Here is a 13,397-nt window from a genome sequence, read left to right on the forward strand (position 1 = left end):
TGAAGTAACAGGGGGCCTGCAGCCGGAGGCGGTGTTTCGCGGCTTCTAGAGTGCGGGACGCCGCCGTTATCGAAGTGCTAGACGATGGCGGCGCGGAGCTGTTTGGCTGCCAGTGCCGGGTCGGCTGCACCGTAGATGGCGCCGCCGGCGACGGCGACATCAGCGCCAGCCTTCTGCACGTCTGCGATGGTGGCGAGCTTTACGCCGCCTGCAACGGAAAACGGAACGCGGGCTTCTGCTCCGGCACGGAGCAGTCCGTTCAGGTCGAAGCCAGGCTTAGCCTGCTCATCCAGGCCGGCGTGCATCTCTACGAACTTTGCACCCAATGCGCGGACTTCTTTGGCGCGGCTAACCTTGTCTGTCACGCCGATCAGGTCCACGACGATGCCCTTGTTGTGGGCATTGGCGGCCTTGACGGCGCCGGCAATGGTGGAGTCGTCGGCAGCGCCGAGCACGGTGACCAGGTCCGCGCCGGCCTTGAAAGCGATGTCAGCTTCCAGTTCGCCAGCGTCCATGGTCTTGAGGTCCGCGAAAACGATCTTGTCCGGGTGAGCTTCCTTGATGGCGGTGACGACAGAGAGTCCTTCGGCCTTGATCAGCGGGGTGCCGAGTTCGATGATGTCAACGTGTTCGGAAACCTGGCCAGCCAGTTCGAGAGCGGCTTCGGTGGTGAGGAGGTCAATAGCGACTTGAAGTTTCATGATGTTGTTTTCTTTTCTATTCGGAATTGCCGTTGGTGGAAATTTGAGGCTCGGTTATTCGAGGTTGGCGTGCCGGAGCCAGAGCTCTTCCGCAGGCACTTCCGTGTTATCCCACAGCGACTGGAAGACTGCTTCCGTCGCTAGAAAAAGCACCTGTTCGAAGAGGGATCCGGCGTACTGGCGGGAGACGCTGGAGCCGTGGTCGGTCTTCTGCGCAGCGGGAATGATTACCACTGCGTCTGCTAGACCTGCCAGCGGCGAACCTGGGTTGGCGGTGAACGCGGCAATCCGCGCCCCGGCTGTCGCCGCTGTTTCCGCAGCCTTGACCACTCCCGAGGTCGTTCCCGATCCGGAGGCTACCAGGAGCAGGTCACCGGACCGGATTGCAGGGGTGGTGGTGTCGCCGGCCACATGCACATCCAAGCCCAGGTGCATCAGCCTCATTGCGGCCATACGCAGGACCAGCCCGCTTCGGCCTGCCCCGGCCACGAATACGCGCCCCGGGTGGGAGAGGTGGCGGGCCAAATCCGCCACCTGCTGTCCATCGATCTTGGCTGCCGTGTCCGCGATCTCGTCGGTGACGAGAGACAGATTACGGACAATGTCAGCTGTGCTGCTGTACGCAGTACGCACCGCACTTTCTGTCTGATTCAAAATTTATCCTCTGCTTTGGTCATCGGACCGTCTCGGTCGAATGATGCGTTCTGGCTGATATCAATCTTCGCGAAACGAAAAAGTATAGGTAACGATGATTTCTGACGGTTCTGACTACACTTTAGGATTGGTCGGACCCCAGGTCCCGGCCTGCCAAGATGAACGCAGCTGTAGGTCATGAGGCACGTCAGATCCGCCAGACCGGGTTGGGTGACGCCAGTATCCTGCTGACAGTTTCCGTTTTCCGGTAAGACCGGGTTAGGCGTTATCGCGACCGCACCTCGTTCGTGGAATAGCATGCTGGGCGGGTCGCTTGATAACGAGTAATTCGCTCTGCTAGTGCCTCTCCGGCGTACGCTCAGATTCCCGCCGAACGTGTGACGTGCAGGGCGTGACTTGGACCGAACTCAGAGGCAAGCTCGACGGCTTCCATCCTTGCGGTCTCTAGCGAGGGCGTGTTGGAGATCAGGTGACGGGTGTACTCCTGCTGGGGGTTCCCGAGGATGGCGGCGGTATCGCCGTACTCGACGATGCTGCCGTTGGCGAGCACGACGATCTTTTGCGCAATGGAGCGCACCAAAGGCAGGTTGTGGGTAACGAAGACCATCGACAGCCCGAGCTCGCGCTGCAGGTTGCCCAAAAGTTCAACGATCGCTGCCTGCACACTTACATCGAGGGCTGAGGTGACCTCGTCGCATACGAGCACCGACGGTGATGAGATCAGTGCCCGGGCAATGGCAACACGCTGCCGCTCGCCACCCGAAAGTTGGTCGGGGTATCGACGGGCGTAGCTGGCGGACAGCGATACCTGCTCCAACATTTCCGCGACCCGATGGTCCGCTTCGCGGCCAGAAGCGATGCCGAAGACCTGCAGCGGTTGGCCGACGGTCTCCCCCACGGACTTGCGCGGGTTCAGCGAACCGTACGGATTTTGGAATACGTACTGGATCTGGCGTCGGACGTCCGTGCTCCGGGCATGGGCGGAGGTTGCAAGGTCGAGATCGCCGAGTCGAATGCTGCCGGTCCAGTCACGATGGAGACCGGCAATCGCACGGGCTGTGGTGGTCTTGCCGGAACCGGACTCACCCACGATGGCCAGGCATTCATGGTGCTCCAAGTCCAGATTGATCGAGTGGAGCACCTCGGTGTCGCCGTAGTGAGCTACTAAGTTCTTGAGACTGAGCACTGGAGCGGAGGAATCGACACGAGGGCTTTGCACCCTTTCTCCCGGCGTCACCGCCTGTAACTTCACCACCTCGAGTGCCTTGATGCAGCGCGAAGTGTGACCGCCCACGACCTGTAGCGGCTCGGGCACCTTTTCGTCGCACTCTGGCGAGTGAAGTTGGCAGCGGGGCGCGAACGCGCAGCCAGGGGGGCGTGACCCCGGGGATGGGGCGTGACCGGGAATCCCGACGAGGACGCGACTGCCGGTCAGCCGTGGGATTGCACCCACAAGTCTCCGGGTATAGGGGTGGGCCGAAGACTCGAAAAGCTGGTCGGCCGGACCCAGTTCCACGATCCGACCGGCATACATCACTGCGACCCGGCTCGCTACGGCGGCAACTACCGCGAGGTCATGGCTCACGTAGAGTGCGGCTGAGCCATAAGCGGCGGCCAGATCGCGCACCGTTGCCAGAACAGTGGCTTGGGTGGTGACATCGAGCCCGGTGGTCGGCTCGTCGAGGACAATTAGTCGCGGGCGGTTGGCAAAGGCCATTGCGAGTCCGATGCGCTGCTGCTGCCCGCCTGAGAGCTGGTGGGGGTAGCGGCGTAGGTACTCCGGGTCGTCGGGGAGGGCAACTTCGCGCATCATTTCGGCAATGCGCGCCGTATTTTCAGCATCACTGGTGGAACCGTGCGCTTTCAGTGCCTCACGCAGTTGTACGCCAATCCGCAGTGCAGGGTTCAGGGACGAAGCCGGATCCTGGGGCACGTACGAGACCAGCGATCCGCGAAGGCGACGAAGTGCAACGTCATCCATCTCAAGGACGTCCTGGTCACCAAGCAAAACGCTGCCGCTAACGATCTTGAGCCCGCGACGCGCGTGTCCGAGCAGGGATAGCCCCACCGTAGTTTTCCCTGAGCCGGACTCGCCCACAACTCCGAGCACCTCGCCCGCGGCAATTTCGAACGACAGGTCGGTGACGACTGGGACTCCCGACGTCGTCGCTATTTGAAGTCCGCGGACAGTTACGGCCGCTCCGGTCTTTGTGACTGCGGCTTGTTGGTCGATGCTCATGCAGCACGCTCCCGATCGATTCCTGCGGCGGCACGGGCGATTCCATCACCTATGAGGCCGCTGCCTACTGTGAGCAGGGCGATCGCAATGATCGGTAGCAGAGCGCCCCAAGGTTGAGTGGCCAACGCTGTCTGGTTCTGCTGTATCATCGTCCCCCAGTTCGGGCTGTTAGGATTCCCGGATAGTCCGAGGAAGGCCAGTGTCGCAATAATGCCGATGGAGTAAGTCAATCGGAGACTTGCCTCAACCATCAGCGGTCCGAGGATGTTGGGTAACAACTCTCCGAACAGGATCCGTAGCCGCGACATGCCCATTGCCTGGGTTGCGCCAATGAAGTCACGCTCTACAACCGGCTGTGCCGCCCCTCGCGCCACCCGCGCCACCCGGGGCGCTGTCGTCAAAGCGATCGCGAGGACGATGATCCAGGTTTCGGGCCCGACCAGGCTGACCGCAACGAGGACGAGCATGATCTGAGGGAACGCCATGAGAACGTCCATGCCCCGCATCAGGACATCATCCCAAGCGTTGCGCGAGTACGCGGATATCAAGCCAATGGCGACCCCGAGCACGAGACCGATGGCAGTGGAAACAACGGCCAGTACCAGAATTTCGCCCCCGCCGGTTAGGAAGCGGCTCCAGACGTCCTGGCCCAGGTAGTCAGTGCCGAAAACCGTGCCGCTGGTGCCTGGCAGTGAGTTCGGGAGCGCGACGAACTTGTCGGGGGCGGATGGCGCCAGTAGCGGACCGAAAACTGCGATGGCCACCAAAAGGGCCACGGCCGCCACCCCGATCCGGGAGCGCCACAGCCGCAACGATCGAGCCAGTAGCGTCGAAGAGCGCCCGGACGGGGCCTTTGTGTCGGCGCTCTCTGGGAGTGGGGGTGCTGCTACGGTCTGGCTCATTCGAAGTCCCGTCGTGGTTGTTCGGCGGTGGTGTGAAATACAGAGAATAGAAAATGTTTGCGCGTGGTGCTCACAGACGTGTCCTCAGTCGAGGGGTGACAATGATCGTCCCGATGTCAGCAAACATGTTGAGGATGACGTAGACGGCGGCGATTATCATTGCCAGGGCCTGCACGACCGGAATGTCGTGGTTGACCACAGCGTCCTGAAGCAAACTGCCGATCCCTGGGTACGCGAAGACGTATTCGACTACGACGATGCCTCCGGCGAGATAGGCAAGAGTTATTGCGATCACCTGGAAGACTGGGCCGATGGCATTCGGTAGCGCGTGTTTATACAGAACTGTACGTTCGGGCAGCCCTTTGAGCCGGGCCATCTCGACGTAGTCGGTTTCCAGTACCTCGATCATCGAGGCACGCATGATGCGTGAAACGTATGGCGCCACAGCGATGACAAGTGTGGCGACCGGCAGGATCAGTCCATCCGGGTACTCCCAGGGCCAATGGCCCGGAGGAACAGGACTGATTGCAGGGAGCAGGTGCAGGACGGTGGTGGAAAACAGAATCACCAGCAGGACGGCTACGACAAACTCCGGCAACGCCGTCAGCACCAGCATCGCGTTAGAGCTCACTTTGTCAAATTTCCGCTCCCGGCGCAGGGCGGCATACGAGCCGATAATGATGGACAACGGGATCGAGATGACTGCCGCGCACACCACTAGGAGCGCGGAGTTGACGAGGCGCGGACCGAGCATGTCACCCACGGGTAACTGCGAGGCCAGCGACGTTCCAAACGTCCCGTGGAATATTCCACTAAACCAAGACAGATACTGGGTGAGCACAGGCTGATCGAGGTTCAGCTGTTTTCGCAGTACCTCCAGCCGATCCGGAGTCGCTTCGCGGCCCAGTATCGCCCGGGCAGGATCGCCTAGTGCTTGGGTCGCGGCGAAGACAATGACCGAGACCAGAAACAGGACCAGCATTCCGAGCAGGGCCCGGCGTAGAACGAAGCCAGGGATGCCTCCCCCGCGCAGCCTTTTCATGACTCTCATCGACTTAGGCAAACCAGATGTTTCGGAATCCGTGCCCGAAGTTGCCGAGGTTGTACTCCAGCTTGCTAGGCGAGAAGCCCTGCACGTTCGCGGCGTGTCCGTCGATCTTGTCGGGGAAGAAGGGGATGATGTAGCCGCCCTGCTCATATTCCGCCTTCTGCATCTGACCCTCGATTTCGATCCGCTTTTCGGTATTTGTCTCCGCGAGTGCCTGACTGTAAAGGTCAGCGAAATTCGAACCGGCACCTTCCCGCGGCGGCCAATGAGTCTCGTTGTACAGCCCATCTCGTAGCGAGCTCAGAGGGACCTGCAGCATGTAGGGGAACGGCGTCCAGAAGTCCACCGAGAACGGGTACTTAAGGAAATCCTCACCGTAAAACGTTGAACCGGGAAGGTTCTTGACGTTGACCGTCACCCCGGCTTCCTTGGCCTGCTGTGCGAACACCGTGGCTATTGACACCTGACCGGCTGCGCCGTTGGTTGTATTAAGGTCGACGGTCAGTGACTCATGCCCCGCTGCCTTAAGTAGCGCTTTCGCCTGGGAAATGTCACGCTGTCGCTGTGGCAGATCAGCGTTGTAGGCAGGGTCGTTAAGCGAATAGAGATCGTTGCCGATCTTTCCGCGGCCGGAAGCCACCTGATCCAGCATGGCCTGCCGATCGACAATCAAACGGAAAGCCTGGCGAACACGTTCATCATCGAACGGCGCTACGTCAATATTCATACATAGGCCAAGCCAGAATCCGTTCTGTGAAGACACAATCCGGCTGCCCCGAGACTCCAAAGATGCAATCTGGGCCTGCGGAACATCGGTCATCGCATCGATCTGGCCGCCCAGCAGAGCATTCACCTGGGCCGTGGAATCAGCGAAGTTGCTTATTGTCACCTGGTCGAACCAGGGCGATCCGTCACCCCGCCAATAATTCGGGTTACGCTCATGCACGCTTTGCTGACCGGGCGTGAAACTCTTGAGCTTGTAGGGCCCAGTCCCGATTTGAGTCGAAGGGTCTCCCGAAAAGGGCTTGTACCCCGTGGGGACGATAGAGAAGGCAACATTGGCAAGCTTTTCAAGAAGAGCTGAATCAGGCGTCTTGAGCGGCAATCGAACGGTGTACTTGTCCAGCTGCTGGATGTTGGCAATGTCCATGGAAGCTGTCATGACATATGCATTGAGTGCGTTCGACTTGTCGCCCACGCGCTGGAGCGAATAGATGACGTCTTCAGCTGTCATCTCCTTGCCGTCGTGGAACTGGACACCTTGCCGCAGGTGGATTGTGTACTGCGTGGGAGAATCTGAATCGACTCGCTCTGCCAGCCCATCGTTTTGTATCTGGTAGTTGTCGTCGCGGTTTAGAAGGGTCTCCCAGGCAGTCAACCTGCGCGAGATGTCGGGCAAGGTTATTGCGTTTTGACCGTCCATGATGTCCTTGGATCCTCCGCCGGTGACCCCAAGCCGGAAGTTCCCGCCCCGCACGGGTTTACCGCCTGTAGACAAACCGGATGGGGAGGGAGCACCACCGGAACATGCTGCTATGGAGGTCGCCACAAGGAGCCCGCCAGCGCCGGCCAGCCAAGTCCGTCTAGTCAAGTAGGGGTTGGACCATGGCCCATTTTTCTCCTGGTTACGGCCAGAGTTCTCATTAGCAGTCATCGAATACGTCCTGATCTGTTGTCTGCGGGGAAGGGCAAGTGACAAGGTGCCCGATGCATCGGAGCTCGGCTCCTGATCGTGCGACGCCTTGGTGCGGATCCTTGCAATTGCTAAAAGCTGCTTCATGGACCGACCCGGGTTGTGACCGGAACCACGTCTCAAACCAGTATGAAGCCATTCAGGATTGCTGGCAATAGCATCCTGCGAAGGACTTCGTACAGAAAACCGTTGACTGGTCTGGAAACTGTATGCGATGGTTAGTTTCACGCAGCTGCCGGGTGAATCGAGCAGTGTAGTAACGAAAATTTTGAAGCAAGGGAGACTGACACAGTGACCAGCGTCATAGAGCACGAAGAATATTTCACTACCCTGCCTCGGGAGTACTACCTCTCCCAGGAGATCTTTGACCGTGAAATCGATCAGATCTTCACGCAGCAGTGGCACTATGTCGCACACGAGTCGGAGATTCCCCGTAAGGGCGACTACGTGACCGTACAGCTGGTCGGTGAAAGTGTGATGATCACCCGGGACCAGAATTTGGCAGTAAACGCCATGCTTACGGCTTGTCGCCACCGAGGACATTCTGTGTGCAGCAACGCAAGTGGAAATGCGCGGCGGTTCGTGTGCCCGTATCACAACTGGAGCTTCGGGCTTGATGGTCGTTTGCTCAAGGCGCCCACTATCGATGATGTAAGCGTCGGCGGCCCGATCGAGTACAGCGAGTTCGGCCTTTTCCCTGTCCAAGTTGACGTCTGGCAGGGGATGATCTTTGTTTGCCTGTCAAAAGAACCCAAGGAACCGATTTCGCCGGTACTGGACGACATTGCGCGCGATGTCCTTCCGCTTGAGCCCGCTCGCATGAAGAAGGCGTACGAGCTCACGTATGAAGTCGATGCGAACTGGAAGTCGCTCATTGAGAACTTCCTGGAGTGTTACCACTGCACGGGGAACCATCCCGAGCTCTGTGAGCCCATGGACCTTGACGCGACTGTCGAAAGCTCCATCCGGCCGGCCGTGGAGGTTTATGGCGGCGGACTTCCGCTCAAGACCGGAATGAAAACGTTGTCGCCTAATGGCGAAGTTATGTCCCGCCCACTGCTCGGGACGCTGGAAAATGGCGCTGAAATCCCTGATGCGTTCGGTGCTGGTTTCGGGATCCAGCCGTTTTTTACCCGCGCCTTCTTTCACGTAGACCATGCCGTAATCCACAGCATTCGTCCTGTGGAGCCTGGTCACGTGCAGTGGGTTACACGCTGGTTCGTCCATGAAGACGCCGTTGAAGGCACCGATTACAACGTGGACGACCTGACTTCAATGTGGAAAGTGACAAACGAACAAGACATTGCGCTCCTCACCGAAGCGTTCCGCGGTGTGAAGTCCCGACACTGGACACCTGGACCCCTCAGTGCCGCAAAGGAGCCAGCCATCAAATCGGCACTATCTCAGTATCTTCTGATGATGGATGCCCCTTCCTAAGCTCTGGGCAGGCGTCGTTGATTAAACCCCACTTCCATCCGCTGAAGCCGTCCACACCGCGCCCAGCTTCACCTCGCATCAGCATCTGAAGGAGATCAAATTGCTTAAGAGGCCGTCGGGCAGCCGAGTTTCCAGCTACGCTCACCGACTCGTCAGCCGGCTGTGCGACGAAGCATTGAGCGGTTCCCGCACGGTCGGAGCCATAAATGGCAGTTGAGTCATATCAGCTCAAGGTTCTGGACGTCATCCGCGAGACAACAGACGTCTGCTCCGTCGTGCTTGAGGTTCCGTTGGAGGTGCGCCAGACGTTTTCGTTCCGGCCGGGCCAGTTCCTGACCGTGGCCGTGCCGGGCGAATCTGAGGGGATTGTGGCGCGCTGCTACTCACTCTCTGGTAGTCCACTCGACGATACCCGGCTGACGTTTACCGTGAAGCGCACCGAACAGGGGTACGCCTCCAACTGGATCTGCGACCGACTTCGCCCGGGGCACACCTTGCAGGTGCTCCCACCCAACGGCATATTCACCCCGGCCTCACTGGAGGTTGATCTACTTCTGTTCGCGGCGGGCAGCGGGGTGACTCCGATTATGTCCATCGCACGTCACGCCCTTGCCGCTGGAACGGCTCAAGTCGTCGTCTTCTGCGTTAACCGTGACGAGCGGTCGATTATCTTCGCCGATGAGTGGGAAAATTTGATCGCTCAATACCCCGACCGCTTGCAAGTCCTGCATTGGCTTACGGCAGTTCAAGGGCGTCCCACCCAAGAGAAACTAGCCGCTTTCGCGGGCCAGTACTTCGCTTCCGACACTTTCGTTTGCGGACCGGAAGAATTCATGAAAGTGACCGTGGCGGCGCTTGAGGATCTTGGTTTTCCCAGGGACCGCTTCCGCCAAGAAAAGTTCGTATCTCTCCGCGGAAACCCATTCGCAGCTACCCCCGAAAGCCCGGAGACGGGCGTCGCGGCTGGAGATGGGCTTAGCGAGGGCAGTGAGACGGACCTGCGGCGGCCGCTGGCCGAACTCGAAATTGAACTCAACGGTGAAGTGCACAACTTCCCCGATTGGACCCCCGAGTGCACGTTGCTCCAATTCCTGGAGAGCAAAGGTGTGAAGGCTCCGTACTCCTGCCGGGAGGGCGAGTGCGGCGCGTGTGCCGTCCGAGTGCTTGAGGGCGAGGTAGCGATGATCCGGAACGATGTTTTGGAGGAGGATGAACTGGCCGACGGTCTTCGTCTTGGCTGCCAGTCGCTTCCGACCACCGATCGGGTCCGTGCTACGTATTCCTAATTTGTCGCGGGCATTCAATAGGGCTGCCTGTGAGCGGACGGACATGGGTCAAACGGGTACCCATGTATTTTTCGGCGGTCGCAGGCCCCTCAACCGGCCCCAGGTTCCATTTGGGTAGGAGCAGAAACCGGGAACCGAAAATCCCGTTCTTCCGTGTAGTCTGCAAATGCGCAGGGCAGGCGTAGTACGTCCATAATTCAGGTTCCGCGTCTGCAATCAAAGATGCGGTCGGTAGGTCAGGCTGATGAGTAGGTCCCTCAGCCGGCCACGGCTCTCTTCGTCTCGGATAGCGCCCCACATGGGGGCTGCACTTGCACCATCGGCGGCCGAGGTGACAACCTGCAGTAGCTCGGAGGGAAGACCGTCCTCGCCTAAGTCGGTGGCCCATCGTGCGGCATCGTGTCGGGCAGCAGCCTCGATAGTTGGGATGCTCATCAGTTGAGCGATAACGACCGTACGATCGTGAGCTGATGTCTGATCGTGGCGGTCCACAAAACAAGCTCGAATGTAGCTCCGTGCAAGCCGACCGATTTGCTTGTCTTCTGGGTCGATAAGCTCCAAAACGATGGAGCGAAAATTCTCGAGTGAGTCCTCGACAAGGGAGAGCAGGAGCTTCTCTCGGGTCGAGTAGTGGTAGATGAGTCCCCCTTTAGTGACGCCGGCCTCCGCAGCGACATCGTCTAGGCTTGCCGACATCCCGCGCACGCGAATTGTGCGCCAAGCGGCGTCCAGCAATATTCTCCGAGTCTGCTCGGGAGATCGTCCCGCGACTCGTCCCATCAGTGGCTCCTCGTTATCGATTGGTTGGCTATCACGTTATCGCAGCCGTTGCGAGAACGTTTTGGCCGGGCGAACGTCCACGTCGTACGTAGAGAGCGGATTCGGCTCGGCGGCGTCCGCATCCCAGCATAAGCTCCATCTTGTGTGACTGAGGATTGAGGCCAGGGATGGTGGATGTTTGATTCAATTGGCTCGCCGCTCGTTTCCATCGGGCACGGGCCGCGCGAGATATCGTCGCATTGCTGCATGGGAGGGGCTGTGCAGTGCAGCAGCGTGATAGTCCAGCCGTCACGCTTTCTGGAGCACCTGTTCATATTGAATGGGCACGGTTCGGCCGCGGACAGGGCGTGTGCAAGTCACTGCAAGCTCAAGCAAGAGGGTGGAGCAGCTGGTCGTCGGCTACCACCGCGATGTGTCGTAGCTCGTACCCAGGAGCAGAACAAAAGATTTACGGTGGGGCCACTGACACCTTCAGTTAGCCGCTCTGTTCCTTTCGTTGACGGCGTCCTGAATGAATGGTGCAATCGATGGCCCAATCGCATCGACGGGGGCGACGGGGAGGACAGCGTCCTTGGGCCCCTCTGCCCAGCCCATGGGGTCCAGGACTGAGCGGAGGAAATTCCGCGTCCGTTGCTCGTGTGGCGCTTGGAAAAGCTCGTCCGGGTGTCCGGATTCCACAACAATGCCTTGATCCATGAAGATGACACGGTCCGCTACGTGGCGCGCGAAGGTCATTTCGTGAGTCACGAACAGCATCGTCATGTTTGACGATTCGGCCAGATCGCGCATGACTTTCAAAACGTCGCCCACGAGTTCTGGGTCGAGTGCTGAGGTGGGCTCGTCGAAGAGCATGATGTCTGGCTGCATGGCCAAGGCTCGAGCGATTGCAACTCGTTGCTGTTGACCACCGGATAGTTGCCTCGGATAGAAGTCCGCTTTCTCCGACAGGCCTACTTGGTCCAGCAGGTTCATTGCCCGTTTTTTTGCTTCTGCTGGTTTGACGCCTCTGACACGTACTGGAGCCTCTGTGATGTTGCGGAGGACCGTCATGTGTGGAAACAGGTTGAAATGCTGGAAGACCATTCCGATGCGATCTGCTACGTCACGGCTCGCCTTGGCTCCGGCAACGTAGTCCTTACCGAATACTTCTATATGGCCGCCTGACAGTTTCTCCAGCCCCATGAGCAGCCGCAGCACAGTGGTTTTTCCTGACCCGCTGGGGCCGATGATGGCAACCTTCTCACCGTCCGCAATCGTGAGGTCGAGACCCTTGAGGACCTTGTTCTCACCAAAAGACTTCTGAACGTCCCGGAATATGGCCGCCGGAGTCGGATTAGGGCTGTTGTTGTTCATGGAAATCACCTAACGAGGCTGAAGCGACGATCAGCACGGTTGATAAGAAGGACGGAGGGGATGCTCAACGCGAGGAAAATCAGTCCAACCAGCGTGTAGGGCTCGAAATACCGGTACGTAATACCCGCTACCTGGTTTGCGGCACCGAAAAGTTCGATAACAGTAATGGTGGCCAGAATGGGAGTGTCTTTGAACATTGCTATCAGGTAGTTTCCGAGCATCGGCACCATTGGAGGGATCGCCTGAGGCATGACGACTTTGGTCCAGGTATCCCTAATGGACAAGTGGAGCGCGGTGGCGGCTTCCCACTGACCGCGGGGTACGTTTTCCAGACCGGCCCTGTAAACCTCTGCGGTGTAGGCGCTGTAGTGGAGCCCGAGCCCCAGGACGCCCGTCCAGAAAGCCGGGGCCGTTACGCCGAATTCGGGCAAGATATAGAACAGGAAGAACAGTTGTATGAGCAATGGTGTACTGCGAACCACTGCGATGTATCCGTTGGCGAGGAAACGCACGGGCCACAAGCGAGCCTGTTGGAGGACGCTGAGGATTAAGCCACCGACCAGTGCCAGGGCCATGCCCCCCAACGTCGCGGCAAGGGTGAGGATTGCTCCCTGCAGCAACTCGGGCAGGATGGAGAGGGCAAATTCGAGGTTGAATTTCATCAGTTCACCACGCCTTTGTCATTCGTCGCTCGAAATGCCGGACCAGCAGGCTCAGTGGGTATGCGGCAGCGAAGTAGACGGCCATCACCAGCAAATAAACAAGCACGTTTTCTCCGGTCGAGCGAACCAGGGAGCTGCCGGTGAAAGCGAGTTCCGTGATTCCAATAAGGGACACGAGGGAGGTTGCCTTCAGGAGTTCTACGAGCAAATTTCCGAACGGCGGCAGCATGCGCCGCAGTGCCTGAGGAATGATGACTCGGCGGACTGCCATGCCCCAACTGAATGAGAGGGCGTGGGACGCTTCCCATTGGCCTTTGTCTACTGCCTGGATGGATGACCTGACGACCTCGGCCCCGTAGGCGGAAAAGCACATGCCCAAGGCCATGATTCCCGCCGTCATGGGGGTGAGTTCGATGCCGATCAAAGGAAGGACGTAGAAGAAGTAGAAAATCTGGACCAGTGCGGATGTGCCACGGAAGATTTCGACATAGATGCGGGCGGGTACCCGGAGCACACGCCATGGTGTGATCAACGCCAAACCGGCAACGAAGGAGAGCGCGAGGGCGACCGCACTTGCTCCGAGGGTTACCAGAAGCGAGTTATAGAGGCCCTGAATCAGGGGTGGAAGGAAGTTCATGGGCG

At 59.0% G+C, this 13,397-nt stretch carries 12 protein-coding genes; 2 read left to right on the forward strand and 10 right to left on the reverse strand.

Annotated elements, in window-relative coordinates; translation table 11 throughout:
* Positions 1-77 precede the first annotated feature (77 nt).
* The 6 genes from hxlA to DBR22_RS05640 all read right to left on the reverse strand — a co-directional run bounded on the left by hxlA (position 78) and on the right by DBR22_RS05640 (position 6,967).
* Positions 78-701, reverse strand: coding sequence for a 3-hexulose-6-phosphate synthase (gene hxlA / locus DBR22_RS05615; RefSeq protein ID WP_108598171.1), 624 nt, complete (start codon positions 699-701; stop codon positions 78-80).
* Positions 702-755: 54 nt separating this feature from the next.
* Positions 756-1,355 (reverse strand): 6-phospho-3-hexuloisomerase, encoded by a 600-nt coding sequence (gene hxlB / locus DBR22_RS05620; RefSeq protein WP_181365042.1) that lies wholly within the window; start codon positions 1,353-1,355, stop codon positions 756-758.
* A 358-nt stretch (positions 1,356-1,713) separates the two neighbouring features.
* On the reverse strand, positions 1,714-3,594 hold the full coding sequence (locus tag DBR22_RS05625) for an ABC transporter ATP-binding protein (protein WP_108598173.1): 1,881 nt from the start codon (positions 3,592-3,594) through the stop codon (positions 1,714-1,716).
* Entirely contained in the window at positions 3,591-4,370 is a 780-nt protein-coding gene (locus DBR22_RS05630) for an ABC transporter permease (RefSeq protein WP_219928077.1), read from the reverse strand. The genes DBR22_RS05625 and DBR22_RS05630 overlap by 4 nt, the downstream gene beginning before the upstream one ends.
* A gap of 196 nt (positions 4,371-4,566) precedes the next feature.
* On the reverse strand, positions 4,567-5,538 hold the full coding sequence (locus DBR22_RS05635; protein ID WP_108598175.1) for an ABC transporter permease: 972 nt from the start codon (positions 5,536-5,538) through the stop codon (positions 4,567-4,569).
* A gap of 13 nt (positions 5,539-5,551) precedes the next feature.
* Positions 5,552-6,967, reverse strand: a complete 1,416-nt coding sequence (locus tag DBR22_RS05640) for an ABC transporter substrate-binding protein (protein ID WP_181365043.1) — start codon at positions 6,965-6,967, stop codon at positions 5,552-5,554.
* Positions 6,968-7,528: 561 nt separating this feature from the next.
* On the opposite strand from DBR22_RS05640, the gene DBR22_RS05645 reads away from it, so the two are divergent.
* Positions 7,529-8,674, forward strand: coding sequence for an aromatic ring-hydroxylating oxygenase subunit alpha (locus DBR22_RS05645; protein ID WP_108598177.1), 1,146 nt, complete (start codon positions 7,529-7,531; stop codon positions 8,672-8,674).
* Positions 8,675-8,880: 206 nt separating this feature from the next.
* A complete protein-coding gene (locus tag DBR22_RS05650) occupies positions 8,881-9,960 on the forward strand; it encodes a ferredoxin--NADP reductase (RefSeq protein ID WP_108598178.1) in 1,080 nt (359 codons plus the stop codon).
* 216 nt (positions 9,961-10,176) lie between these two features.
* On the opposite strand, the gene DBR22_RS05655 is transcribed toward DBR22_RS05650, so the two are convergent.
* The 4 genes from DBR22_RS05655 to ehuC form a co-directional block, all read right to left on the reverse strand.
* Positions 10,177-10,695, reverse strand: coding sequence for a TetR/AcrR family transcriptional regulator (locus DBR22_RS05655; RefSeq protein ID WP_258229050.1), 519 nt, complete (start codon positions 10,693-10,695; stop codon positions 10,177-10,179).
* A 516-nt stretch (positions 10,696-11,211) separates the two neighbouring features.
* On the reverse strand, positions 11,212-12,093 hold the full coding sequence (gene ehuA, locus DBR22_RS05660) for an ectoine/hydroxyectoine ABC transporter ATP-binding protein EhuA (RefSeq protein WP_108598196.1): 882 nt from the start codon (positions 12,091-12,093) through the stop codon (positions 11,212-11,214).
* A 5-nt stretch (positions 12,094-12,098) separates the two neighbouring features.
* Positions 12,099-12,755 carry an ectoine/hydroxyectoine ABC transporter permease subunit EhuD gene (ehuD, locus tag DBR22_RS05665; protein ID WP_108598180.1) on the reverse strand — a complete coding sequence of 219 codons (657 nt, stop codon included), beginning with the start codon at positions 12,753-12,755 and terminating at the stop codon, positions 12,099-12,101.
* A gap of 4 nt (positions 12,756-12,759) precedes the next feature.
* Complete coding sequence (ehuC, locus tag DBR22_RS05670) at positions 12,760-13,392, reverse strand: ectoine/hydroxyectoine ABC transporter permease subunit EhuC (protein WP_108598181.1); 633 nt, start codon at positions 13,390-13,392, stop codon at positions 12,760-12,762.
* Positions 13,393-13,397 lie beyond the last annotated feature (5 nt).

Origin of the sequence: Arthrobacter sp. HMWF013 (genome assembly GCF_003061105.1) — a bacterium.
Taxonomy (GTDB): Bacteria; Actinomycetota; Actinomycetes; order Actinomycetales; family Micrococcaceae; genus Arthrobacter.